Here is a 25,569-nt window from a genome sequence, read left to right as displayed (position 1 = left end):
GTGTAAATTTATCCACACCTGGTGAAGAAACCCAATTTTTGTCGAAATTTTTTTGCTCAGTTTTTCTTTAGGCGCAAGTTCGATTTTTTTCGACAATCATTTTGAGAGAAAGAAAAAGGGAAGGGTGCGGGTTTTGTTAAAAAAGTTTTTTTTACCTGACGAGTTTGTAAAAAATATTTTTCATATTACACCTGAGAAATTAAAGGAACGAAATGTAAAAGGAATTATTACTGACCTGGATAATACGCTTGTTGAATGGGACAGACCGAACGCGACGCCGCGATTGATCGAGTGGTTTGAAGAAATGAAGGAACACGGCATTAAAGTGACAATTGTCTCTAATAATAATGAAAGAAGAGTGAAACTTTTCTCAGAACCGCTTGGAATCCCATTCATCTATAAAGCAAGAAAACCGATGGGTAAAGCCTTTAATAGAGCGGTGCGCAATATGGAGCTAAAAAAAGAGGACTGCGTTGTCATCGGAGACCAGCTGCTGACCGATGTACTCGGGGGAAACCGAAACGGCTACCATACGATTTTGGTCGTGCCAGTCGCTTCCTCTGACGGATTCATTACGCGCTTTAACCGCCAGGTCGAACGCAGAATACTGAGTGCTCTCAAACGAAAAGGGCACATTCAGTGGGAGGAGTAAGAAATGGAAAAGGTTGTTTGTATCGGGTGCGGAGTTACGATCCAAACCGAGGACAAAACAGGTTTGGGGTACGCGCCGCCTGCATCGCTTACGAAAGAAAATGTGATTTGCCAGCGTTGCTTCAGACTGAAAAACTATAATGAAATACAAGATGTCTCCTTAACTGATGATGATTTTTTAAACATTCTTCACGGTATTGGAGAAACGGACTCTCTTGTCGTAAAAATTGTTGATATTTTTGATTTTAACGGCAGCTGGATTAATGGGCTGCAGCGCTTGGTGGGGGGAAACCCTATTTTATTAGTTGGCAATAAAGCGGATATTTTGCCTAAGTCACTGAAAAGAGAGCGTCTGATCCAATGGATGAAGCGTGAAGCGAAAGAGCTTGGCTTAAAACCGGTTGACGTATTTTTGGTCAGTGCGGGACGCGGCCAGGGAATCAGAGAAGTAATTGACGCGATTGAGCATTACCGCAACGGAAAAGACGTCTATGTTGTCGGATGTACAAATGTAGGAAAGTCAACCTTTATTAACCGGATTATTAAAGAAGTGTCAGGTGAAGAAGATATTATTACAACATCCCAATTTCCTGGCACAACCCTTGATGCGATTGAAATCCCGCTGGATGACGGTTCATCGCTTTATGATACACCGGGAATTATCAACAACCATCAAATGGCGCATTATGTCAATAAAAAGGATCTGAAAATATTATCTCCTAAAAAGGAGCTGAAGCCTCGCACATTCCAGCTTAATGATCAGCAAACACTGTATTTTGGCGGACTTGCAAGGTTTGATTATGTGTCTGGGGAAAGATCTCCTTTTATTTGCTATATGCCGAATGAGCTGATGATTCATAGAACAAAACTTGAAAATGCAGACGCGCTTTATGAAAAGCATGCAGGGGAATTGCTCACACCTCCGGGTAAAGATGAAATGGATGAGTTTCCGGAATTGGTCGCCCATACGTTTACGATAAAAGACAAAAAGACAGATATTGTTTTCTCTGGGTTAGGCTGGGTTACTGTCCATGACGCCGATAAAAAGGTAACTGCATACGCGCCAAAAGGCGTTCATGTATTTGTTCGGCGTTCATTAATTTAAGAAAAGGGGAGAGGAGTATGAAAAAGCTGTACGGGGTTATCGGAAATCCGATTGGCCATTCTATGTCACCTGATATTCATAACGCATCATTGAAAGACCTCGGGCTTGACGGACATTATCATGCCTTCAAGGTAGAAGAGAATGATCTGGAGAATGCGGTAAAAGGAATAAGAGCTCTAGGCGTACAAGGAATCAATGTGACTGTTCCGCACAAGGTTTCCATTATGGATTATCTGGATCATATTGATGAGAGTGCAAAAGTGCTCGGTGCCGTAAACACGGTCAGAAGAGAGGGAGATAAGCTTGTCGGATACAATACCGATGGGGAAGGCTTCGTGAAGTCATTAATGAAGGTATTAGACAAGCCCATCTCTGAACTGTCATTCTTAATGATCGGCGCTGGCGGAGCGGCGAGAGCCATTTTTACAACAATTGTCCGAAATACCCCGAAAAAATTTGACATTTGCAACCGGACGTTAGAAAAAGCAAAGCGGCTTACAGAAGCTACTCCCTCGTTTCACAATAAAGAAGTATTAAGCATAAAAGAAGCAGAAGAACGTCTTGAGCAGTATGATGTTATCATCCATACAACGTCTGTGGGCATGTATCCGAACGTGGACGATGTGCCGCTTTCATTACAGCGTGCCGCGAGCAGTGCCGTCGTATGTGATATCGTGTATAATCCAATACAGACGGTCCTTTTAAAAGAAGCAAGCCAAAAAGGCTTGAAAACACTTGACGGTGTGGGCATGTTTGTTGAACAGGCAGCATTATCTTTCCAATTGTGGACTGGACAAGAGCCTGATATTGAAAAAATGAGATCCATTGTAATAGGAAAATTAGGAGGAACAGAATGTTAACAGGTAAACAAAAACGTTTTTTGCGTTCAAAAGCGCATCATTTAACGCCGATTTTTCAAGTAGGTAAAGGCGGAGTAAACGACAACATGATTAAACAAATTGCTGAGGCGCTTGAAGCGAGAGAGCTGATTAAAGTCAGCGTGCTTCAGAATTGCGAAGAGGATAAAAACGATGTAGCGGAAGCTCTTGTAAAAGGAAGCCGCTCTCAATTGGTGCAGACAATCGGCAATACGATTGTGTTATATAAGGAATCAAAGGAAAATAAACAAATCGAGCTTCCTTAAAGGTGGTTGAAATGAAGAAAATCGGAATTTTCGGAGGCACGTTTGACCCTCCACATAATGGTCACCTCTTAATGGCGAATGAGGTGCTGTACCAGGCGGGGCTTGATGAAATTTGGTTTATGCCTAATCAAATTCCGCCGCATAAACAGAACGAAGACTATACCGACAGCTTTCATCGCGTGGAAATGCTAAAGCTTGCAATTCAATCTAATCCGTCCTTTAAGCTGGAGCTTGTTGAAATGGAAAGAGAAGGGCCATCATATACCTTTGATACCGTTTCTTTACTGAAGCAGCGTTATCCAAATGATCAGCTGTTCTTTATTATCGGTGCTGATATGATTGAATATTTGCCGAAATGGTATAAGTTGGACGAGCTGCTGAACCTCATTCAATTTATTGGAGTAAAGCGCCCCGGTTTTCATGTTGAAACCCCTTATCCGCTTCTCTTTGCAGACGTTCCGGAATTTGAGGTATCATCAACTATGATAAGGGAACGGTTTAAAAGCAAGAAGCCCACTGACTACTTAATCCCTGATAAAGTGAAGAAGTATGTAGAGGAGAATGGTTTATATGAATCGTGAGGAGGCACTTGCATGCGTGAAGCAGCAATTGACCGAACACCGATATATCCATACGGTTGGCGTGATGAACACGGCGATCGAACTTGCGGAGCGTTTTGGAGCCGATTCTAAAAAAGCGGAAACAGCGGCAATCTTTCATGATTACGCCAAATTCCGCCCTAAAGAAGAAATGAAACAAATTATTGCGCGCGAAAAAATGCCTGCGCATTTATTGGATCATAATCCGGAGCTCTGGCACGCTCCGGTCGGCGCTTATTTGGTCCAAAGAGAGGCAGGGGTTCAAGATGAAGACATTCTTGACGCCATTAGGTATCATACCTCAGGGCGTCCCGGCATGTCACTTTTAGAAAAAGTCATTTACGTTGCCGATTACATTGAGCCAAACAGGGCATTTCCCGGTGTCGATGAGGTGCGTAAGCTTGCTGAGACAGATTTGAATCAAGCGCTGATTCAGTCCATTAAAAATACAATGGTTTTTCTTATGAAAAAAAATCAACCGGTTTTTCCAGACACATTTTTAACGTATAACTGGCTTGTGTCTGGCAGCTGAACAGGAGGAATTTGTGAATGAACCATAAGTCCATTTTAAAGATCGCAGCTGCGGCTTGCGACGATAAACGGGCAGAGGATATTTTAGCACTGGATATGGAAGGTATTTCTCTGGTTGCTGATTATTTTCTGATCTGCCACGGAAATTCAGATAAACAGGTACAGGCGATTGCCCGTGAAATCAAGGATCAGGCTGATGAAAACGGCATTCAAGTCAAAAAGATGGAAGGCTTTGATGAAGCAAGATGGGTTCTCGTTGATCTAGGCGATGTGATTGTCCATGTCTTCCATAAGGACGAAAGAAGCTACTACAACCTTGAAAAGCTGTGGGGAGACGCTCCGCTCGCAGATCTTGATCTTGGAATGAATCAATGATTTATCAAGGCTTTGCAAGCGTGTATGACGAGTTAATGTCACACGCGCCTTACGATCAATGGACAAAATGGATTGAAGCATCTCTCCCGGAAAAAGGCCGTATTCTCGATCTGGCATGCGGCACGGGGGAAATCTCCATCCGGCTTGCCGAAAAAGGCTTCGAGGTTACAGGCATCGATCTCAGCGAAGAGATGCTTTCTTTCGCCCAGCAAAAGGTATCGAGTAGCCAGCCTATTTTATTTCTTCAGCAGGATATGAGAGAGATTACCGGCTTTGACGGTCAGTTTGACGCTGTTGTGATATGCTGTGACTCATTAAATTATTTAAAAACAAAAAATGATGTGATCGAAACCTTTAAAAGTGTATTTCGGGTATTAAAGCCTGAAGGCATTTTGCTGTTTGATGTTCATTCATCTTATAAAATTGCGGAAGTCTTTCCGGATAGCACATTTGCTGACCAGGACGAAGATATCAGCTATATTTGGCAGAGCTTTGCCGGAAGTGACGAGCTTTCTGTCATTCATGATATGTCGTTTTTTGTGTGGAACGGAGAAGCGTATGATCGTTTTGATGAGACACACGAGCAAAGAACGTTCCCGGTGGAAGAGTACGAAGAAATGCTTAAGAACTGCGGCTTTCAGCTCCATCGCGTGACAGCTGATTTTACGGATACCGAGCCATCAGCACAATCAGAACGCCTCTTTTTCAAGGCACAGAAATCAAAAACCATCGTTTCCTAAAACGATGGTTTTTTAAAATGCTTTTTTATGCTTTTGCAGTACAGACGAAAGTATGACATACTCGTCTACACATGAAACTGCTTTTTCACTGCGGAAATATCCTCCTCGTACTTCATATGAGTATTTTGAAATACCCGGTGAAACATATCCTGCACACCGCTTTCCAGCGCTTTAATGCCTTCTCCTGTTACACCGCCTTTAACGCAAACCTTTTCCTGTAATGCAGGCAGGGTATACAATTCGGTTTCTAACAGTTTTCCCATTCCGACAAGCATTTCCTTACACATCAAAATCGCGTCCTGTTTAGACACTGATGTTTCCGAAACAGCTGCATCTATAAACCGCTGAATCAGATAGCTCATAAAAGCGGGACCGCAGCTTACGATGTCTGATGCAACCCTCGTGATGTCACTTTCAATTTGCAGCGGATGAGAGATATGCTGCATCAGCTCATTGATTTTCGTTTTTGCAGATTCGCCGCAGCTTGTGCCGAAAGTGACGAGAGAAACACCTGCCAGCGCTCTGTTCGTAATACTTGGGATTACTCGTGCCACTTGACACGGCACATATTGTTCGAGCTGTTCGGTTTGAACGGGGCTTGTAATTGAAATGAGAATATGATCTTTTCTTAAATAAGGTAACGCTCTTGCCAGTAAAGGATATATATCAAGCGGCTTAACACAAATAAAAATCATCTCGTTCTCAGAAACGAGCTTTTCGAGACTTTCGGTAACGTTTATGCTGTTGTAGCGGTTTTTTATGTGCAACGCTTTTTCAATTGTGCGGTTTGTGATTGTTATGTTTGAGGGATCGGCCGCTTTTGATTCAATAAATGATTCGATAAGGATCGTACCCATATTTCCTGTGCCGATAAAGCCTATCTTCAATGGTTTCCCCTCCTTTGAGCTATTATCCTCTAAACCATATGTGTTATGAAAATAAAATATGACGAAAGCGGGGAACATGCACGATGAATTGGTTGAATCAGCATAAGAAAGCAATTATTTTAGCGGCTTCTGCGGCTGTTTTCACAGCGATTATGATCGTTCTGGCCACAGGGAAAAATAAAGAGCCGGTGAAGCAAGCTGTACCAACAGAGACAGAAAATACAGTGGTAAAGCAGGAAGCAAACAACGACAAGTCAAACGAAACAATTGTGATAGACATCAAAGGTGCTGTTCAGCATCCTGGCGTTTATGAAATGCGAACAGGGGACAGAGTATCTCAGGCAATTGAGAAAGCGGGCGGGACCAGTGAACAAGCAGACGAAGCGCAAGTAAATTTGGCGGAGATTCTGCAGGACGGGACAGTGGTGTACATCCCGAAAAAGGGAGAGGAAACAGCAGTGCAGCAAGGTGGCGGAGTGTCTGTCCAAAGCGATGGAGGGAAGGGAGCGCTGGTGAATATCAATACAGCAACCTTAGAGGAGTTACAAGGCATCTCAGGGGTGGGGCCATCCAAAGCTAAAGCTATTATTGCATACCGGGAAGAGAACGGTCGTTTCCAAACAATTGAAGATATTACTAAGGTTTCAGGAATAGGTGAAAAGTCATTTGAGAAAATAAAGTCTTCCATTACAGTAAAGTGATTTGACGGTCATGCATTATGATAGGTAAACTAAAGGTCAGGCAACACAACATTTGGAGGGAACAACGTGGAACGAATTTCATGGAATCAATACTTTATGGCTCAAAGCCATTTATTGGCGCTGCGCAGCACATGTCCGAGATTATCTGTCGGCGCTACTATAGTCAGAGACAAACGCATGATAGCAGGAGGCTACAACGGGTCAATCGCGGGCGGCGTACATTGTGCAGATGAAGGATGCTTAATGATAGATGATCATTGCGCAAGAACCATTCACGCTGAAATGAATGCGATTCTTCAATGCTCTAAGTTTGGGGTGCCGACTGATGGAGCGGAGATTTATGTGACGCATTATCCGTGCATTCAATGCTGCAAATCTATTATTCAAGCTGGTATCAAAACGGTTTATTATGCTGAGGATTACAAAACACATCCGTATGCGCAGGAATTATTTGAACAGGCGGGTGTAACTGTTGAACAGGTTGAACTCGATGAAATGATCGTTGATCTGAAAAACAGAGAAAAGCTTTCATTTGTAGCGGGTCTTATAGGGAAATTGGCCGATGCCGGTTTAGCGGAGGAAGAATTGAAAAAGATACATGAACAGGCGAATACACTTTTCACGAGCTACGTGTGATGAATGCGTAATTCGCGTTTGTTATTGCCTATGGCGGCAGCTTCGGCAACGGCTGGAATTACTGCCGCCGCTTATTTCCCCGCTATTTTTCTTTTCATCCTCTTTCTCCTCATCATTTTAATCAAAACGAGGCACGCTTTTCTTATTATTGTTTGTTTCTTCTCTTTTATATTGTTTTTTGTACTGTATGCAGTCACAGATTCTCAGAATGTCTCTTCCTATCGGCAGGGAACTTATCAATTCAAGGCAGTGATTGACAATATTCCTAAAATTGACGGCGACCGTATGTCTATGATGGTTGAGACACCTGATAAGGAAAAATGGGCTGCTGCGTATCGCATTCAGTCTGCTGGTGAAAAAGAACAGCTGTTATACATAGAACCAGGAATGTCATGTGAGTTGACTGGTACATTGGAAGAACCGAATCACGCAACTGTGCCGGGTGCATTTGATTATAACGAGTATCTTTATCGGCAGCATATTCATTGGAACTACTCTGTCACGTCTATCCAAAACTGCAGCGAACCTGAAAATTTCAAGTACAAGGTGCTCAGCTTGAGAAAACATATCATATCATTCACAAACAGCCTTCTGCCTCCTGATTCGGCAGGGATTGTACAGGCACTTACAGTTGGTGACAGATTTTATGTGGAAGATGAAGTGCTTACTGCGTATCAAAAGCTTGGTGTTGTCCATCTCTTGGCAATATCAGGGCTCCACGTGGGGATTTTGACAGCAGGTTTGTTTTATATCATGATACGCCTTGGTATAACAAGAGAAAAGGCGTCAATTCTGTTGCTGTTATTTCTGCCGCTCTATGTGATGTTGACCGGCGCTGCTCCTTCAGTGCTACGCGCCGCTCTCATGTCGGGTGTTTACTTAGCTGGAAGCCTTGTCAAATGGCGTGTCCACTCTGCAACTGCAATTTGCCTTTCATACATCGTCCTTCTGCTCTTCAATCCTTATCATCTCTTTGAAGCCGGTTTTCAGCTATCGTTCGCCGTCAGTTTTTCTTTAATTCTATCCTCTTCTATTTTTCAGCAGGTTAAAACCTCCTTGGGGCAGCTGACAATTGTATCACTCATCGCTCAGCTGGGCTCGCTTCCGATTCTCCTATATCATTTTCATCAGTTTTCTATCATCAGCGTACCGATGAATATGTTGATGGTACCATTTTATACCTTCTGTATTTTGCCGGGAGCTGTAGCAGGTGTTCTTCTATTAAGTCTTTCCGCTTCGTTTGGGAGATTGTTTTTCAGCTGGTTTGATTTATTGATAAGCTGGACCAATAGGCTAATCACAAACATTGCAGATGTTGATGTATTCACGATTATGATCGCACATCCTGCACCTGTTTTGCTTTTTTTATTCACGGTCACGATCATCCTATTGCTTATGGCGATTGAAAAACGCTCCTTGTCGCAGTTGATGGTAACCGTAGGCATTTGCTGCACGGTGCTGTTTCTGCTCTTTATATATCCGTGTCTTAGTTCCGAAGGAGAAGTGGATATGATAGATATTGGACAGGGTGACAGCATGTTTGTAGGTGCTCCACATCAGCGGGGTCGTGTCTTAATTGATACCGGCGGCACTTTGTCTTACTCGTCAGAGCCTTGGCGCGAAAAACAGCATCCGTTTTCACTGGGGGAAAAGGTGCTGATTCCGTTTTTAACTGCTAAGGGAATCAAACAGCTTGACGCTTTAATTCTGACGCACGCTGACCAAGATCATATCGGAGAGGCGGAGACTCTGCTGAAGCATCATAAAATAAAGCGCCTCGTGATTCCGAAAGGGTTCGTTTCTGAACCTAAAGATGAGAAAGTGCTGCAGACAGCCAGAGAAGAGGGAGTGACAATTGAAGAGGTGAAGCGAGGCGATGTATTGCAAATAAAGGATTTGCAGTTCCATGTACTGTCACCTGGAGCACCTGATCCGGCAAGCAAAAATAATTCCTCTCTCGTTCTGTGGATGGAGACGGGCGGTATGAGCTGGATCTTGACGGGTGATCTGGAGAAAGAAGGGGAACAGGAGGTGATGAACGTGTTTCCAAATATTAAAGCAGATGTCTTAAAGGTGGGGCACCATGGGAGCAAAGGCTCTACCGGTGAAGAATTCATCCAACAGCTTCAGCCGGAAACGGCCATTATCTCAGCTGGGAAAAACAATCGGTACCATCATCCTCATCAAGAAGTTCTGCAACTATTACAGAGACATTCTATCCGCGTGCTGCGAACAGATCAAAACGGAACGATCCAATATAGATACAAAAACAGAGTTGGAACCTTTTCTGTCTATCCTCCATATGATACATCAGATATAACAGAGACGAACTAAAAAAGACTGCCGAGAAATCAGCAGCCCGGGCAGTCGCTGTTATGAACCAACTAGGTGAATAACCGTTGCCATGACAAACAAGAAGGCGAAAAATCCGAAGGACACAACAAAACCAACAGCTGAATCTACAGCATCATTTCGTTTGCTTTGAACGTTTTTTTCAAAATCATTCAACTTTATCCCTCCTGACTGATTTAAGTATAATCGAATCGTTTTGAAAAATCTAGAAGCTTAGGTAACGTTTTCTGTTCTGGTGATTATCGCCTTTTTACAAGCTGTCCCGGGGGCTTGCGAACAGGCGTTTAATATAAATGGGGAAGCAGCAGTCAGGCTTCCTCTTTACTATTTTGTAAACTCAATTTAGGATAGAGGGGGATGATGAAAGAGAGGAAGTCGTACAACAATGGTATTTGATGTGTGGAAAAGCCTGAAAAAAGGAGATGTCCATCCGGTTTATTGTTTATACGGAAAAGAGACATATCTGCTGCAAGAAACCGTCAGCAGGATCAGACAGACGGTCGTTGATCAGGAGACAAAGGATTTCAATCTATCCGTTTTTGATCTGGAAGAGGACCCGTTGGATCAAGCGATTGCAGATGCTGAAACGTTTCCGTTTATGGGGGAGCGGCGTCTTGTCATTGTGAAAAATCCATATTTTTTAACAGGTGAAAAGAAAAAAGAAAAAATTGAGCACAACGTCAGTGCGCTTGAATCATATATACAATCACCTGCGCCTTACACAGTCTTTGTCCTGCTTGCTCCGTATGAAAAGCTTGATGAGCGGAAAAAGCTGACGAAAGCGTTAAAGAAGCACGCGTTTATGATGGAGGCGAAGGAATTAAACGCAAAGGAAACGACGGACTTTACTGTCAACCTTGCAAAAACAGAGCAGAAAACAATCGGCACGGAAGCGGCGGAGCATTTGGTTCTGCTTGTGAACGGGCATCTGTCATCGATTTTTCAGGAGATTCAAAAGCTCTGCACGTTTATTGGAGATCGTGAAGAAATTACGCTGGATGATGTGAAAATGCTTGTTGCTAGAAGCCTTGAACAAAATATTTTTGAGCTGATCAATAAAATCGTCAACCGAAAACGAACTGAGAGTCTGCAAATTTTTTATGATTTGCTTAAACAAAATGAAGAACCGATCAAAATTATGGCGCTTATTTCGAATCAGTTCCGGCTGATTCTGCAGACGAAGTACTTCGCGGAACAGGGATACGGACAAAAACAAATCGCTTCTAATCTAAAAGTTCACCCATTTCGGGTAAAGCTGGCGATGGATCAAGCAAGGCTTTTTTCAGAGGAGGAGCTCCGTTCAATTATTGAACAGCTTGCCGTCATGGACTATGAGATGAAAACCGGGAAAAAGGACAAGCAGCTCCTGCTCGAACTGTTCCTTTTACAGCTGTTAAAAAGAAATGAAAAAAACGATCCCCATTATTGAGGATCGTTTTTATATTATGCAGAAAGTCCGTTCACTTTTTTCGCTAGTCTTGATTTGTATCGAGCTGCGGTATTTTTGTGTACAAGACCTGTTTTCACTGCTTTATCAATACGTTTAGCTGCTTCAGTAAGAGCAGTTTTCGCTTTGTCAGCTTCGTTGTTAGCAACAGAAGCTTCAACTTGTTTGATTGCAGTACGCATAGCAGATTTGATTGTCGCGTTATGAACGCGGCGTTCGTTGTTTGTTTTTGTACGTTTAATCGCTGATTTAATGTTTGGCATGTGTTTCACCTCCTAAGATACAACCTGTAGCACAGTGTCTTAAGGTTAAATCTTCTTCACAATAGAACAAATTGTATTCTATCAAACACATCTTTAGATTGCAATATAAATGTAAAGTATTTTTCATTGAAGGCTCTCTTTTTAGCATGATTCATTCAGCAAATGGCAACAATATAGGTACTTAATGTGAAGGAGGCCACTGTATGAAAAAGAGTGAGCTGGATGTGAATCAGTATTTGATACGTACCGATTTGGCAGTGGAAACGAAGGAAGCAATGGCCAATCAGCAGGCTGTGCCGACAAAAGAAATTAAAGGCTTTATTGAAAAAGAGCGTGATCACGGCGGCATTAAAATCCGCACAGTTGATGTTACAAAGGAAGGCGCGGAGCTTTCGGGAAAAAAAGAAGGGCGCTATTTAACGCTTGAAGCACAGGGAATCAGGGAGAATGATTCAGAAATGCAGGAGAAGGTCTCTGCTGTCTTTGCGGAGGAATTCTCAGCTTTTCTTGAAAACCTTAATATCTCAAAAGATGCGAGCTGTTTGATCGTTGGGCTCGGGAACTGGAACGTGACACCTGACGCGCTTGGACCGATGGCAGTAGAAAATTTGTTGGTAACAAGGCACTTGTTTAAGCTTCAGCCGGAAAACGTACAGGAGGGGTACAGGCCTGTCAGTGCATTTGCACCGGGTGTAATGGGGATAACAGGAATCGAAACAAGTGACATTATTAAAGGTGTGATTGAGCAATCGAAGCCTGATTTTGTCATCGCCATTGATGCGTTGGCGGCGCGGGCAGTGGAAAGGGTAAACACAACCATTCAAATATCGGATACAGGCATTCATCCGGGATCTGGAGTGGGGAATAAACGAAAAGATTTAAGCAAAGACACGCTTGGTGTTCCGGTGATTGCTATCGGTGTTCCGACAGTAGTTGATGCCGTGACAATTGCCAGCGACACGGTGGACTACATATTAAAACATTTTGGCAGAGAAATGAAGGATAACAGGCCGTCAAGATCGCTTGTTCCGGCAGGCATGACGTTTGGGAAGAAGAAAGTGCTCACTGAAGAAGATCTTCCCGATCAAAAGCAGCGCCAATCGTTCCTAGGTATTGTCGGAACCCTTCAAGAAGATGAAAAACGGCAGCTCATTCACGAGGTGCTTTCGCCTTTAGGGCACAACTTAATGGTTACGCCGAAGGAAGTCGATTCATTTATCGACGATATGGCAAATGTTTTAGCGAATGGATTAAACACAGCGCTTCATGAAAAAGTGTCACAAGAAAACAAAGGCTCCTACAATCACTAAACAGTTCTACTTCCTCTAGCTTGTTCATAGAGTAATTACTAGACAAGCGCTGGAGGGATTCAATGAGAAATAAACGCAGAAACAGACAAATTGTTGTTGCGGTAAATGGCGGGAAAGCGGTAAAAGCCATCTTTCTATTTATCGTAAGCCTTATCGTGATTTTTGTTCTATCCGGTGTGCTGACGTCTCTCCGGCCGGAACTTAGGCCGTCGTCTGACTCTTTTTATGGGATTGCTGAAGAATTGCCGGGTGACGTGTTTGCACACTTGTTGCGGATGGAAAACCATTATTTCGCTTCTGACCTCTCTCAAACAGACAGCTCATTTCATCTTTCTCGTCTTTCTTTAAAGCTGGCGACGAGCATTAACCTCGAAGATCCGCGGAGCTTTCTCGGTCGGGAGCTGCCGGGGTTTGCACAATTTGATACCGAGATTTTGTTAGCTGGACAAGGGACGGATTATACGAATATGCCTGCGGAATCGCCGCCGCCGTCTAAGGTGATGGAGGAAGAAAGAGAAGCGAATTTGGCAGAGATTGAAAAACAGCAAACGCAATCAGATAATGCGCAAAAAGATCCGCCCAAACAAACAACAGGTGATAAAAAGGTCGTGTTTATCTATCACACGCACAATACGGAATCATATCTCCCTCTATTAAAAGGCGAGACCGATCCTGACATGGCGCGCCATTCTAAAGCCAACGTCACGCTTGTAGGAGATATGTTCGGACAAGCGCTTGAATCCCAGGGAATCGGAGCCACAGTGAATAAAACCGATATACAGTCAAAATTGAATAAAAAAGGCTTAAACTATGCCAGGTCCTACGATGAATCAAGGCCGGTCGTGAAAGACGCCCTCGCTTCAAACAAAAATCTGCAATATATCATTGACATCCACAGAGACTCACGGCGCAAAAAAGACACAACCGCAACGATTAAAGGAAAAAACTATGCCAGGGTAGCCTTTGTCGTCGGGAAAAAAAGCAAAAACTTCGAAGAAAACTATAAAATTGCGAGTGAGCTTCATAAACTGATGGAGAAAAAATATCCCGGACTTAGCACAGGTGTCTTTTCCAAAGGCTCGCCAGGCGATAATGGTGTTTACAATCAGGATTTAACCGATAGAGCGCTTTTGCTCGAGTTTGGCGGAGTAGATAATAATCTCGAAGAGCTGCAGCGTGCGGCTAACGCGGCCGCGGACGTATTCAGCGAAATGTACTGGGATGCTGAAAAGGTCAACGCAGCGAGCGGGGAGACGAAAAAACAATAAGAAATAGGTGGTTGATTTGATTGCATACTTTGGAAAATGCTTACTGCTTGTCACGATCATGTTTTTAGGCGTGCTGTTCGGCATGCAGCAGGCAAACAACGGGATGCTGAGTATGAAAGGCTATCATGACCCATCACTCAAGGGGGCGTTTACGCTCACCGACGGAGATGATAATGAAAAAGAAGCCTCAATCCTAGGAGAAACAGTCACGGCAAAAGATTTAGAAGAAAAACAAAAAGAGCTGGAAAAGGTGGAGACGTTCAATATGTTTTCAAAAGCCGGACAAGCGCTTTCGAACACCGTAACCAATACTGCCCAGTCAATGTATGAATGGATACGGGATATGAATCAATAAGTACGTGAAAGAGAAAAGCAGCCCAGATATGATAGGGAACTTTTCTCTTTCTTGTTTTACATTGAATCTTTACAATCCTATTGATATAATCTAAGCTAGTGTATTTTGCGTTTAATAGTAGGAGTGATAGATTGTGACAGATAAAGAAAAGCGTTTAGAGAGGCAATCGAGAATACGGAATTTCTCTATCATTGCCCATATTGACCACGGAAAATCGACCTTAGCGGATCGTATTTTAGAAAAAACGTCGGCAATCACTCAACGAGAAATGAAAGAACAATTGCTCGATTCTATGGATCTTGAACGTGAGCGGGGCATAACCATTAAATTAAACTCTGTTCAGCTTAAATATAAAGCAAAAGACGGAGAAGAATATATCTTTCATCTAATCGATACGCCGGGACACGTCGACTTCACATATGAAGTATCCCGAAGCCTTGCTGCCTGCGAGGGTGCGATTCTTGTCGTGGATGCAGCCCAGGGGATTGAAGCGCAGACGCTCGCCAATGTCTACTTAGCGCTTGACAACGATCTTGAAATCCTTCCGGTCATCAATAAAATCGACCTTCCGAGCGCCGAGCCTGAACGTGTGCGCCAAGAGGTAGAAGACGTTATCGGCCTTGACGCATCAGAAGCCGTGCTTGCTTCAGCTAAAGCCGGTATCGGGATTGAGGAGATTTTAGAACAAATCGTAGAAAAGGTGCCAGCTCCGACCGGAGATCCGGAGGCGCCGCTCAAAGCGCTGATCTTCGACTCGCTTTATGACGCCTACCGCGGTGTCGTGGCTTATATCAGAGTCGTTGAAGGAACGGTAAAGCCGGGACAAAAAATCAAAATGATGGCAACCGGCAAAGAATTCGAAGTAACAGAGGTGGGCGTGTTCACGCCGAAAGCAACTCCGACAAATGAACTGACGGTCGGTGATGTAGGCTTCCTGACTGCCTCAATCAAAAATGTCGGTGACACACGTGTCGGTGATACAATAACGAGCGCTGCCAATCCTGCAGAAGAAGCGCTACCGGGATACCGCAAGCTAAACCCGATGGTGTACTGTGGTTTGTATCCAATTGATACAGCGAAGTATAATGATTTAAGGGAAGCTCTTGAAAAGCTTGAGCTGAATGATTCCTCCCTTCAATATGAAGCGGAAACTTCGCAAGCGCTTGGATTCGGGTTCCGCTGCGGATTTTTAGGCATGCTTCACATGGAGATCATTCAGGAGCGAATTGAGCGTGAGTTCAACATCGACCTGATTACGACAGCGCCAAGCGTTATCTATGACGTGTATATGACAGACGGCGAAAAGGTCGTTGTCGACAACCCGTCCAACATGCCGGATCCTCAAAAGATCGAACGGGTTGAGGAGCCATACGTAAAAGCTACGATGATGGTGCCGAATGACTATGTCGGCGCTGTAATGGAGCTTTGCCAAGGAAAACGAGGCAATTTCATTGATATGCAGTATTTAGACGCAAACCGTGTCAGCATCATTTATGATATGCCATTAGCGGAAATCGTATATGAGTTTTTTGACCAGCTGAAATCAAGCACTAAAGGCTATGCGTCCTTTGATTATGAACTGATCGGCTACAAACCGTCCAAGCTTGTGAAAATGGACATTATGCTGAATGGTGAAAAAATCGATGCCCTTTCCTTTATCGTGCATCGTGATTACGCATATGAACGCGGAAAAGTGATCGTTGAAAAACTGAAAGAACTCATTCCGCGCCAGCAGTTTGAAGTTCCGGTACAAGCCGCAATCGGCCAGAAAATCGTGGCCCGCTCCACCATAAAAGCAATGCGTAAAAACGTATTGGCTAAATGTTACGGAGGGGACATCTCGCGTAAACGGAAACTTCTTGAAAAACAAAAAGAAGGAAAACGCCGGATGAAGCAGGTCGGCTCAGTTGAAGTGCCGCAAGAAGCATTTATGGCAGTTCTGAAAATGGACGACAGTCCGAAAAAACAATAGAAGCCGCCGCAGTCTTGTACTGCGGCTTCTTTCTGTAAAGAAGGTGAATCCGTTGAAATCAGCTTATATCCATATCCCATTTTGTGAGCATATTTGCCACTACTGCGATTTCAATAAATATTTTATTCAAAGTCAGCCAGTCGACGAGTATTTAAACGCACTCGAACAGGAAATGATAAATACAATAGCAAAAACTGGGCAGCCTGATCTCAAAACAATCTTTATTGGAGGAGGCACGCCGACCTCCCTGTCTGAGGAACAGCTTAAAAAGCTGATGGACATGATCAACCGTGTGCTGAAGCCCTCAAGCGACTTATCGGAATTTGCGGTTGAAGCGAATCCGGACGACTTGTCCGCAGAGAAATTAAAAATATTAAAAGAAGCAGGCGTAAATCGCCTCAGCTTTGGTGTACAAACGTTTGAAGACGATCTGTTAGAAAAAATCGGCCGAGTGCACAAGCAAAAAGATGTATTCACTTCTTTTGAAAGAGCGCGGGAAATCGGTTTTGAGAATATCAGTCTTGATCTCATGTTCGGGCTTCCGGGGCAAACCCTCAAGCATCTGGAACATTCCATCAACACTGCTTTATCACTGGACGCCGAGCATTATTCCGTTTACTCCCTTATTGTAGAACCGAAAACGGTATTTTATAATTTGATGCAAAAAGGGCGGCTTCATCTTCCGCCGCAGGAGCAGGAAGCTGAAATGTATGAAATGGTGATGAGCCAGATGGAAGCTCACGGCATTCATCAATATGAAATCAGCAACTTTGCTAAGGCAGGCATGGAATCTAAGCACAATCTAACGTATTGGAGCAACGAACAATATTTCGGTTTCGGAGCCGGCGCTCACGGATATATCGGCAGCACACGAACAGTGAACGTCGGACCTGTTAAGCATTACATTGACCTGATAGCTGAAAAGGGTTTTCCGTACAGAGATACACATGAAGTGACAACAGAAGAACAGATTGAGGAAGAAATGTTTTTAGGTTTGAGAAAAACAGCCGGTGTCAGCAAAAAACGATTCGCAGAAAAATACGGCTGTTCCCTGGAAGGACTTTTCCCAAGCGTATTAAAAGACCTCGCTGAAAAAGGGCTGATTCACCATTCGGAGTCTGCCGTTTATTTGACTCATCAAGGGAAATTATTAGGCAATGAAGTTTTTGGCGCTTTTTTGGGTGAGTTATAATTGACATTTTTCTTGTGGTTTGATACTTTTGTTATAGAATTAGCACTCGCTTATTGAGAGTGCTAACAGAGGTGATGATGATGTTAACAAATCGTCAGCTGCTGATCCTTCAGGTTATAATCAACGATTTTATTAAATCGGCACAGCCGGTGGGATCAAGAACTCTTTCGAAAAAAGATGAAATCACATTTAGCTCTGCAACAATAAGAAACGAGATGGCTGACTTGGAGGAATTGGGCTTTATTGAAAAAACCCATTCATCCTCAGGACGTGTTCCGTCAGAAAAAGGGTATCGGTACTATGTTGACCATTTGCTGTCACCCGTCAAACTGACGAAAAGCGACCTGGACCAAATCCACTCGATCTTCAAAGAGAAAATTTTCGAGCTGGAGAAGACAGTTCAAAAATCAGCGCAAATTTTGTCCGATCTGACGAATTACACATCCATCGTACTCGGGCCGAAGCTGAGTGAGAATTACCTTAAACAGATTCAAATCATTCCGATTCAGCCTGATATGGCGGTAGCGATTCTCGTTACCAATACGGGGCATGTGGAAAACAAAACGATTAACTTTCCGACCAAAATGGATCTGTCTGATATTGAAAAACTGGTCAATATACTGAACGACCGTTTAAGCGGCGTTCCAATGGATGAACTGAATGAGCGCATATTTAAGGAAGTTGTCATGTACCTAAGACAGCACATTAAAAACTATGACAATATACTCGACGCGCTTCGTTCAACCTTTCATTCCACAAATCACGTTGAAAAGTTGTTTTTTGGCGGGAAAATCAATATGCTGAACCAGCCTGAGTTCCATGATATCACCCGAGTTCGGTCGCTCCTTTCATTAATTGAGAAAGAACAGGATGTTTTAAAGCTGGTTCAAACCCCGCACACGGGAATTTCGATTAAAATCGGAAAAGAAAACGACTATGAAGAGATGGAAAATTGCAGTCTGATTACGGCTTCTTATTCCGTAGACCAGAAGCAGATCGGCTCAATTGCGATTATCGGCCCGACCCGCATGAATTATTCCAGGGTTGTCAGCCTGCTTCAGCATGTGACTTCGGACTTGTCAAAAGCATTAACAAGTCTGTATGATGAATAAGGGAATTTTGGCAAATTTTATCGAAGGGCAGCACCTGTCCTTCTCCTTACACTTTGAGGGAGGTGAACACAATGTCAGAAGAAAAACAAACCGTTGAACAAAACGAAACAGAAGAGCAAGAAATCATTGAAGAACAAGCTGCCGCTGATGAACAGCAGGAAGAAACAAATGAAAGCGAACTTCTTCAAAACCAAATTAACGAATTGCAAGGTTTGCTTGAGGAAAAAGAAAACAAACTTTTGCGTGTTCAAGCAGACTTTGAAAACTATAAACGACGCAGCCGTTTAGAGATGGAAGCGTCCCAAAAATACCGTTCTCAAAATATCGTGACTGATTTGCTGCCGGCTCTTGACAGCTTTGAACGAGCGCTTCAGGTTGAAGCCGACAATGAACAGACGAAAAGTTTGCTCCAGGGAATGGAAATGGTCCACCGTCAGCTCGTAGAAGCCTTGAAAAAAGAAGGCGTCGAAGCCATCGAAGCTGTAGGGCAGGAATTTGATCCTAATCTGCACCAAGCTGTTATGCAGGCTGAAGACGAAAACTACGGCTCCAACATTGTTGTTGAGGAAATGCAAAAAGGCTATAAGCTGAAGGATCGCGTCATTCGCCCTTCCATGGTCAAAGTGAATCAATAATTACATAGCAGGAGGTTATTCAAGTGAGTAAAGTTATCGGAATCGACTTAGGAACAACAAACTCATGTGTGGCAGTGCTTGAAGGCGGCGAGCCTAAAGTGATTGCTAACGCTGAAGGAAACCGCACAACGCCATCAGTGGTTGCGTTTAAAAATGGCGAACGTCAAGTAGGGGAAGTGGCTAAACGCCAATCTATCACAAACCCTAACACAATTATGTCAGTCAAACGTCATATGGGTACTGACTATAAAGTGGAAATTGAAGGAAAAGATTACACTCCTCAAGAAGTGTCTGCTATCATCCTTCAGCACCTTAAATCATACGCTGAAAGCTACCTTGGCGAAACAGTATCAAAAGCAGTTATCACAGTTCCTGCATACTTTAACGATGCTGAGCGTCAAGCAACAAAAGACGCTGGTAAAATTGCAGGTCTTGAAGTAGAACGTATCATCAACGAGCCGACTGCAGCAGCGCTTGCATACGGACTTGATAAAACAGATGAAGATCAAACGATCCTAGTATATGACCTTGGCGGCGGTACATTCGACGTTTCCATCCTTGAGCTTGGCGACGGTGTATTCGAAGTTCGTTCAACTGCCGGCGACAACCGTCTGGGCGGGGACGATTTTGACCAAGTTATCATCGATCATCTTGTGTCTGAATTCAAAAAAGAAAACGGCATTGATTTGTCAAAAGACAAAATGGCGCTTCAGCGTTTGAAAGACGCAGCTGAAAAAGCGAAAAAAGATCTTTCCGGCGTATCTTCTACGCAAATTTCTTTACCGTTTATCACAGCTGGAGAAGCAGGACCGCTTCACCTTGAACTTACATTAACTCGCGCTAAATTCGAAGAGCTTTCTTCTCATTTAGTAGAGCGCACAATGGGTCCTGTCCGTCAAGCGCTTCAAGATGCAGGACTTTCTGCAAGCGAAATCGACAAAGTCATCCTTGTCGGCGGATCAACTCGTATCCCTGCCGTACAAGAAGCAATCAAAAAAGAAACTGGAAAAGAAGCGCATAAAGGCGTAAACCCGGATGAAGTTGTAGCGCTTGGTGCTGCGATTCAGGGCGGCGTTATCACAGGTGACGTAAAAGACGTTGTTCTTCTTGACGTTACACCGCTTTCTCTCGGTATCGAAACAATGGGCGGCGTGTTTACAAAACTGATCGACCGCAACACGACGATCCCGACAAGCAAATCTCAAGTGTTCTCAACTGCTGCTGATAACCAAACAGCTGTTGATATCCATGTTCTTCAAGGTGAGCGCCCAATGTCTGCCGACAACAAAACACTCGGCCGCTTCCAGCTTACTGATATCCCGCCAGCACCGCGCGGCGTGCCTCAAATCGAAGTTTCTTTCGATATTGACAAAAACGGTATCGTAAACGTAAGAGCAAAAGACTTAGGTACAGGAAAAGAACAAAACATTACAATCAAATCTTCTTCAGGTCTCTCAGATGAAGAGATCGAACGCATGGTAAAAGAAGCGGAAGAAAATGCTGACGCTGATGCGAAGAAAAAAGAAGAAATCGAAGTCCGCAACGAAGCAGATCAGCTTGTTTTCCAAACTGAGAAAACATTAAAAGATCTTGAAGGCACAGTGGATGAAGAACAAGTGAAAAAAGCCAACGATGCCAAAGACGCTTTAAAAGCAGCGATTGAGAAAAACGAATTTGAAGAGATCAAAGCGAAAAAAGATGAGCTTCAAACAATCGTTCAAGAGCTTTCTATGAAGCTTTATGAAGAAGCTGCTAAAGCACAGCAAGCTCAAGGCGGAGCAAACGCTGAAGGCAAAGCGGATGACAACGTTGTCGACGCTGAATACGAAGAAGTAAACGACGACCAAAACAAAAAATAAGTTCTTTTTAGGGTCAGTCCCGCTTCAGGAGCTGACCGAAAAGAACACATTTCATAATCTGATTCAATGATTAGAAAGTCAAAGTCAGGCATCTCTTGGCTTTGACTTTTTTTCTTGCCCGGGATAAAAGGAATTGAAAAATCATAATTCAAAATGATACAATCTAATTTATGTGAGAAATTCGGGAGAGTGAAGCGAGATGAGTAAGCGTGATTACTATGAAGTGCTGGGAGTAAGTAAGAGCGCTTCAAAGGATGAAATTAAAAAAGCTTATCGGAAGCTGTCAAAAAAATATCATCCTGATATTAACAAAGAAGCCGGATCAGATGAAAAATTTAAAGAGGTAAAAGAAGCGTACGAAACGCTGTCAGATGACCAAAAACGAGCGCATTACGATCAATTTGGTCACACTGATCCTAACCAAGGCTTCGGCGGCGGAGGTTTTGGCGGCGGCGATTTCGGCGGTTTTGGTTTCGATGATATTTTCTCAAGTATTTTCGGCGGAGGCACAAGACGAAGAGATCCAAATGCTCCGCGCCAGGGTGCTGATTTACAGTATACGATGACCCTGTCGTTTGAGGATGCGGCTTTCGGTAAAGAAACAACCATCGAAATTCCCCGCGAGGAAACGTGCGAAACATGTAAAGGCTCAGGCGCGAAACCTGGAACAAATCCAGAAACATGCTCCCACTGCGGAGGCTCCGGCCAGTTAAACGTGGAGCAAAATACACCGTTTGGAAAAGTCGTTAACAGACGGGTCTGCCACCACTGTGAAGGTACAGGCAAAATCATTAAAAACAAATGTGCGGACTGCGGCGGCAAAGGAAAAATCAAAAAACGCAAGAAAATCAACGTGACAATTCCAGCCGGTGTAGATGACGGGCAGCAGCTTCGTCTCTCGGGACAGGGTGAACCAGGAATAAACGGCGGCCCTGCCGGGGATTTATTTGTCGTGTTCCATGTACGCGCACACGAGTTCTTCGAGCGTGACGGCGATGATATTTACTGTGAAATGCCGTTAACGTTTGCTCAGGCTGCTCTTGGAGATGAGGTGGAAGTGCCGACGCTGCATGGAAAAGTGAAATTGAAAATTCCGGCCGGTACACAAACAGGAACGAAATTCAGATTAAGAGGCAAAGGCGTTCAAAATGTCAGAGGCTATGGACAGGGTGACCAGCATATCGTCGTCCGCGTCGTTACGCCGACAAATCTGACTGATAAACAAAAAGACATTATCCGCGAATTTGCCGAAGTCAGCGGAAACCTGCCTGACGAACAGGAAATGAGTTTCTTTGACAAGGTAAAACGCGCGTTTAAAGGCGATTAATTATTGGATGAGGAGTTGGTAGTTTTGAAATGGTCCGAATTAAGCATTCACACAACACATGAAGCGGTCGAACCTATCTCAAATATATTGCATGAAGCTGGTGCAAGTGGGGTTGTGATAGAGGACCCGCTTGATTTAATTAAAGAACGTGAGAATGTGTACGGGGAAATCTACCAGCTCGACCCCAATGATTACCCAGATGAGGGTGTCATTGTCAAAGCATATCTGCCGGTTAACAGTTTTCTGGGCGAAACTGTAGACGGCATTAAAGAAACGATTAACAATCTCCTTCTTTACAATATTGATTTGGGCAGAAACCACATCACTATTTCTGAAGTAAATGAAGAAGAGTGGGCGACTGCCTGGAAAAAGTATTATCATCCTGTGAAAATTTCTGAAAAGTTTACAATTGTGCCGACGTGGGAGGAATATACGCCGGTCCATACTGATGAACTGATTATTGAAATGGACCCGGGAATGGCTTTCGGCACAGGGACACATCCGACAACCGTACTCTGCATTCAGGCGCTTGAACGCTTTGTGCAAAAGGGTGATAAGGTGATTGATGTCGGCACTGGTTCGGGAATTTTAAGTATTGCGGCTGCAATGCTTGAGGCTGAATCGGTTCATGCCTACGATCTTGATCCCGTGGCTGTAGAAAGTGCACGCCTTAATCTCAAGCTGAACAAAGTCAGCGATATTGCTCAAGTGAAGCAAAACAATTTGTTAGACGGGATTGAAGGGGAACATGATGTGATTGTGGCCAACATTTTGGCTGAAGTCATTCTTCGCTTTACTTCACAAGCGTACAGCCTGTTAAAAGAAGGCGGCCACTTTATTACGTCAGGAATCATCGGTCATAAAAAACAAGAAGTAAAAGAAGCACTGGAACAAGCTGGCTTTACCATTGTAGAAATCCTTTCAATGGAAGATTGGGTCAGCATTATTGCGAAAAAATAACAGTTAGTAGGTGTCACAGCGTATGCAACGATATTTTATCGAGCTCACGAAGCAGCAAATAGAGGAAGCGCCGGCTTTTTCGATTACCGGCGAAGATGTTCATCATATTGTAAACGTGATGAGAATGAATGAGGGAGATCAGATTATCTGCTGCTCTCAAGACGGCTTCGAGGCAAAATGTGAACTTCAATCTGTTTCCAAAGATAAAGTGTCCTGCCTTGTGATAGAATGGACGAATGAAAACAGAGAGCTTCCGATAAAGGTCTATATTGCGAGCGGCCTTCCGAAAGGAGATAAGCTTGAATGGATTATCCAAAAGGGGACTGAGCTCGGAGCTCATGCCTTTATTCCTTTCCAAGCCGCGCGTTCTGTTGTCAAGCTGGATGACAAAAAGGCAAAGAAAAAGCGGGAAAGATGGACGAAAATTGCAAAGGAAGCGGCTGAGCAATCGTACCGTAACGAAGTGCCGCGAGTGCTGGATGTCCATTCTTTTCAGCAGCTTCTTCAAAGGATGCAGGATTTCGATAAATGTGTCGTTGCATACGAGGAGTCATCGAAGCAAGGGGAAATAAGCGCATTCAGCGCGGTTGTAAGCAGCCTTCCGAAAGGATCATCTCTATTGATCGTATTTGGTCCCGAAGGCGGTTTAACAGAAGCGGAGGTTGAACGGCTCACAGAGCAAGACGGTGTAACGTGCGGCCTTGGACCGAGAATTTTAAGGACAGAAACCGCTCCGCTATACGCGTTGAGCGCGATTTCTTATCAAACAGAGTTATTAAGAGGTGATCAGTAATGGCAACTGTTGCTTTCCATACGCTTGGCTGTAAAGTCAATCATTATGAAACAGAAGCAATCTGGCAGCTTTTCAAAGAAGCGGGCTATGAAAGAAGAGACTTTGAACAAACAGCTGATGTATATGTCATTAATACATGTACGGTTACAAATACGGGAGATAAAAAAAGCCGCCAAGTGATCAGACGCGCCATTCGTCAAAATCCTGACGGTGTCATCTGTGTCACAGGCTGCTACGCGCAAACCTCACCTGCTGAGATTATGGCGATCCCCGGTGTCGACATTGTAGTCGGAACACAGGACCGTGAAAAAATGCTTGGCTACATTGACCAATACCGAGAAGAACGCCAGCCGATTAATGGCGTCAGCAACATCATGAAAGCAAGAGTATATGAAGAGCTTGATGTGCCTGCTTTCACGGACCGGACAAGAGCGTCATTGAAAATACAGGAGGGCTGCAATAATTTCTGCACATTCTGTATCATTCCGTGGGCGAGAGGCCTGCTCCGCTCCCGCGACCCTGAAGAAGTCATTAAACAAGCGCAGCAGCTTGTCGATGCCGGATATAAGGAAATTGTTCTTACGGGTATTCATACAGGCGGCTACGGCGAAGATATGAAAGATTACAACTTCGCGAAGCTTTTGAGCGAATTAGACACCCGTGTGGAAGGCGTGAAACGGATCAGAATTTCTTCAATCGAAGCCAGCCAAATCACTGACGAAGTGATCGAGGTCTTAGACCGCTCAGATAAGATAGTGAATCATTTGCATATTCCTATCCAATCCGGATCAAACACAGTGCTTAAACGGATGAGACGCAAATATACAATGGAATTCTTTGCAGACCGTTTAAATAAATTGAAAAAAGCACTGCCAGGCTTAGCTGTTACTTCTGATGTCATCGTCGGGTTCCCTGGAGAAACAGAAGAAGAATTTATGGAAACCTATAACTTTATTAAAGAACATAAATTCTCTGAACTGCATGTTTTCCCTTACAGTAAGCGTACAGGAACACCAGCTGCGCGAATGGAAGACCAAGTGGATGAAAACGTGAAAAACGAACGTGTGCACCGCCTGATTGCTCTTTCTGACCAGCTTGCAAAAGAATACGCTTCTCAGTATGAAAATGAAGTGCTTGAGATTATCCCTGAGGAAGCGTTTAAGGAAACAGAAGAAGAAAATATGTTTGTCGGTTACACAGACAATTATATGAAGGTTGTTTTCAAAGGTACGGAAGATATGATCGGCAAAATCGTAAAAGTCAAAATCCTAAAAGCAGGTTATCCTTACAACGAAGGACAGTTTGTCCGTGTGGTTGAGGATGAAATAACTGAACACATGCGTTTGTCTTCTTAA

The 25,569-nt window shown here is 43.7% G+C and carries 28 protein-coding genes; 25 read left to right on the top strand and 3 right to left on the bottom strand.

Going from position 1 to position 25,569, the window contains the following annotated elements:
- The first annotated feature begins 133 nt into the window (after window positions 1–133).
- From MHH79_RS13220 to MHH79_RS13185, 8 genes are read left to right on the top strand one after another with little or no spacing between them, the layout of a single operon-like run.
- The gene (locus tag MHH79_RS13220; protein ID WP_003226126.1) at window positions 134–652 is read left to right on the top strand and encodes a YqeG family HAD IIIA-type phosphatase; all 519 of its coding nucleotides are present in this window, start codon (window positions 134–136) and stop codon (window positions 650–652) included.
- Between the two features lie 3 nt (window positions 653–655).
- Window positions 656–1,756 carry a ribosome biogenesis GTPase YqeH gene (yqeH, locus tag MHH79_RS13215; RefSeq protein WP_003229966.1) on the top strand — a complete coding sequence of 367 codons (1,101 nt, stop codon included), beginning with the start codon at window positions 656–658 and terminating at the stop codon, window positions 1,754–1,756.
- Between the two features lie 17 nt (window positions 1,757–1,773).
- Entirely contained in the window at window positions 1,774–2,616 is an 843-nt protein-coding gene (gene aroE / locus MHH79_RS13210) for a shikimate dehydrogenase (RefSeq protein ID WP_309530224.1), read from the top strand.
- The gene (yhbY, locus tag MHH79_RS13205; RefSeq protein ID WP_003226133.1) at window positions 2,610–2,900 is read left to right on the top strand and encodes a ribosome assembly RNA-binding protein YhbY; all 291 of its coding nucleotides are present in this window, start codon (window positions 2,610–2,612) and stop codon (window positions 2,898–2,900) included. Before aroE ends, yhbY begins: the two co-directional genes overlap by 7 nt.
- 11 nt (window positions 2,901–2,911) lie before the next feature.
- Window positions 2,912–3,481, top strand: a complete 570-nt coding sequence (locus tag MHH79_RS13200) for a nicotinate-nucleotide adenylyltransferase (protein WP_004398676.1) — start codon at window positions 2,912–2,914, stop codon at window positions 3,479–3,481.
- A complete protein-coding gene (yqeK, locus tag MHH79_RS13195; RefSeq protein WP_015483448.1) occupies window positions 3,471–4,031 on the top strand; it encodes a bis(5'-nucleosyl)-tetraphosphatase (symmetrical) YqeK in 561 nt (186 codons plus the stop codon). Before MHH79_RS13200 ends, yqeK begins: the two co-directional genes overlap by 11 nt.
- Window positions 4,032–4,048: 17 nt before the next feature.
- Complete coding sequence (rsfS, locus tag MHH79_RS13190) at window positions 4,049–4,405, top strand: ribosome silencing factor (protein WP_041333759.1); 357 nt, start codon at window positions 4,049–4,051, stop codon at window positions 4,403–4,405.
- Window positions 4,402–5,145 carry a class I SAM-dependent methyltransferase gene (locus MHH79_RS13185; protein ID WP_015384134.1) on the top strand — a complete coding sequence of 248 codons (744 nt, stop codon included), beginning with the start codon at window positions 4,402–4,404 and terminating at the stop codon, window positions 5,143–5,145. The genes rsfS and MHH79_RS13185 overlap by 4 nt, the downstream gene beginning before the upstream one ends.
- Window positions 5,146–5,210: 65 nt before the next feature.
- On the opposite strand, the gene comER is transcribed toward MHH79_RS13185, so the two are convergent.
- Complete coding sequence (gene comER / locus MHH79_RS13180) at window positions 5,211–6,032, bottom strand: late competence protein ComER (protein WP_063335455.1); 822 nt, start codon at window positions 6,030–6,032, stop codon at window positions 5,211–5,213.
- Between the two features lie 83 nt (window positions 6,033–6,115).
- On the opposite strand from comER, the gene comEA reads away from it, so the two are divergent.
- The 3 genes from comEA to MHH79_RS13165 all read left to right on the top strand — a co-directional run bounded on the left by comEA (window position 6,116) and on the right by MHH79_RS13165 (window position 9,703).
- Complete coding sequence (gene comEA / locus MHH79_RS13175; RefSeq protein WP_340034614.1) at window positions 6,116–6,733, top strand: competence protein ComEA; 618 nt, start codon at window positions 6,116–6,118, stop codon at window positions 6,731–6,733.
- A 66-nt stretch (window positions 6,734–6,799) separates the two neighbouring features.
- Window positions 6,800–7,369 (top strand): ComE operon protein 2, encoded by a 570-nt coding sequence (locus MHH79_RS13170; RefSeq protein WP_003229978.1) that lies wholly within the window; start codon window positions 6,800–6,802, stop codon window positions 7,367–7,369.
- 3 nt (window positions 7,370–7,372) lie between these two features.
- Window positions 7,373–9,703 (top strand): DNA internalization-related competence protein ComEC/Rec2, encoded by a 2,331-nt coding sequence (locus MHH79_RS13165; protein WP_063335453.1) that lies wholly within the window; start codon window positions 7,373–7,375, stop codon window positions 9,701–9,703.
- 39 nt (window positions 9,704–9,742) lie between these two features.
- On the opposite strand, the gene MHH79_RS13160 is transcribed toward MHH79_RS13165, so the two are convergent.
- Window positions 9,743–9,877, bottom strand: a complete 135-nt coding sequence (locus MHH79_RS13160; protein ID WP_003229983.1) for a YqzM family protein — start codon at window positions 9,875–9,877, stop codon at window positions 9,743–9,745.
- Between the two features lie 76 nt (window positions 9,878–9,953).
- Between MHH79_RS13160 and MHH79_RS13155 the strand changes: the two genes are divergently transcribed.
- Together MHH79_RS13155 and holA are read left to right on the top strand one after the other, a co-directional pair.
- The gene (locus tag MHH79_RS13155) at window positions 9,954–10,067 is read left to right on the top strand and encodes a hypothetical protein (protein WP_134975484.1); all 114 of its coding nucleotides are present in this window, start codon (window positions 9,954–9,956) and stop codon (window positions 10,065–10,067) included.
- A 39-nt stretch (window positions 10,068–10,106) separates the two neighbouring features.
- Complete coding sequence (gene holA / locus MHH79_RS13150; RefSeq protein WP_029317888.1) at window positions 10,107–11,150, top strand: DNA polymerase III subunit delta; 1,044 nt, start codon at window positions 10,107–10,109, stop codon at window positions 11,148–11,150.
- A 14-nt stretch (window positions 11,151–11,164) separates the two neighbouring features.
- Here holA and rpsT read toward each other — a convergent pair whose 3' ends face one another.
- Window positions 11,165–11,431, bottom strand: a complete 267-nt coding sequence (gene rpsT / locus MHH79_RS13145) for a 30S ribosomal protein S20 (RefSeq protein ID WP_003229989.1) — start codon at window positions 11,429–11,431, stop codon at window positions 11,165–11,167.
- A gap of 203 nt (window positions 11,432–11,634) precedes the next feature.
- Between rpsT and gpr the strand changes: the two genes are divergently transcribed.
- The 12 genes from gpr (at window position 11,635) to mtaB (ending at window position 25,569) form a co-directional block, all read left to right on the top strand.
- On the top strand, window positions 11,635–12,741 hold the full coding sequence (gene gpr, locus MHH79_RS13140; protein ID WP_014480309.1) for a GPR endopeptidase: 1,107 nt from the start codon (window positions 11,635–11,637) through the stop codon (window positions 12,739–12,741).
- 62 nt (window positions 12,742–12,803) lie between these two features.
- Window positions 12,804–14,009, top strand: coding sequence for a spore autolysin SpoIIP (gene spoIIP / locus MHH79_RS13135; protein ID WP_063335452.1), 1,206 nt, complete (start codon window positions 12,804–12,806; stop codon window positions 14,007–14,009).
- 16 nt (window positions 14,010–14,025) lie between these two features.
- Entirely contained in the window at window positions 14,026–14,364 is a 339-nt protein-coding gene (locus MHH79_RS13130; RefSeq protein WP_063335451.1) for a YqxA family protein, read from the top strand.
- A 133-nt stretch (window positions 14,365–14,497) separates the two neighbouring features.
- The gene (gene lepA, locus MHH79_RS13125; protein ID WP_003229999.1) at window positions 14,498–16,336 is read left to right on the top strand and encodes a translation elongation factor 4; all 1,839 of its coding nucleotides are present in this window, start codon (window positions 14,498–14,500) and stop codon (window positions 16,334–16,336) included.
- Between the two features lie 52 nt (window positions 16,337–16,388).
- Window positions 16,389–17,528, top strand: a complete 1,140-nt coding sequence (gene hemW, locus MHH79_RS13120; protein ID WP_063335450.1) for a radical SAM family heme chaperone HemW — start codon at window positions 16,389–16,391, stop codon at window positions 17,526–17,528.
- 80 nt (window positions 17,529–17,608) lie between these two features.
- Window positions 17,609–18,640, top strand: a complete 1,032-nt coding sequence (gene hrcA, locus MHH79_RS13115) for a heat-inducible transcriptional repressor HrcA (protein ID WP_340035157.1) — start codon at window positions 17,609–17,611, stop codon at window positions 18,638–18,640.
- 71 nt (window positions 18,641–18,711) lie between these two features.
- Window positions 18,712–19,275 (top strand): nucleotide exchange factor GrpE, encoded by a 564-nt coding sequence (gene grpE / locus MHH79_RS13110; RefSeq protein WP_003230005.1) that lies wholly within the window; start codon window positions 18,712–18,714, stop codon window positions 19,273–19,275.
- 23 nt (window positions 19,276–19,298) lie between these two features.
- Window positions 19,299–21,134: a molecular chaperone DnaK gene (gene dnaK, locus MHH79_RS13105; protein WP_340034606.1), complete on the top strand. Its 1,836-nt coding sequence runs from the start codon at window positions 19,299–19,301 to the stop codon at window positions 21,132–21,134.
- 199 nt (window positions 21,135–21,333) lie between these two features.
- Entirely contained in the window at window positions 21,334–22,461 is a 1,128-nt protein-coding gene (dnaJ, locus tag MHH79_RS13100) for a molecular chaperone DnaJ (RefSeq protein ID WP_003230010.1), read from the top strand.
- Window positions 22,462–22,485: 24 nt separating this feature from the next.
- The gene (prmA, locus tag MHH79_RS13095) at window positions 22,486–23,421 is read left to right on the top strand and encodes a 50S ribosomal protein L11 methyltransferase (protein ID WP_004398884.1); all 936 of its coding nucleotides are present in this window, start codon (window positions 22,486–22,488) and stop codon (window positions 23,419–23,421) included.
- Window positions 23,422–23,443: 22 nt separating this feature from the next.
- Window positions 23,444–24,214 (top strand): 16S rRNA (uracil(1498)-N(3))-methyltransferase, encoded by a 771-nt coding sequence (locus MHH79_RS13090; RefSeq protein ID WP_340034605.1) that lies wholly within the window; start codon window positions 23,444–23,446, stop codon window positions 24,212–24,214.
- Window positions 24,214–25,569, top strand: a complete 1,356-nt coding sequence (mtaB, locus tag MHH79_RS13085; RefSeq protein ID WP_003230017.1) for a tRNA (N(6)-L-threonylcarbamoyladenosine(37)-C(2))-methylthiotransferase MtaB — start codon at window positions 24,214–24,216, stop codon at window positions 25,567–25,569. Before MHH79_RS13090 ends, mtaB begins: the two co-directional genes overlap by 1 nt.

The organism is Bacillus sp. FSL K6-0993 (assembly GCF_037977205.1).
GTDB classification, from domain to species: domain Bacteria; phylum Bacillota; class Bacilli; order Bacillales; family Bacillaceae; genus Bacillus; species Bacillus subtilis.
This window is presented reverse-complemented; position numbering and strand designations above follow the sequence as displayed.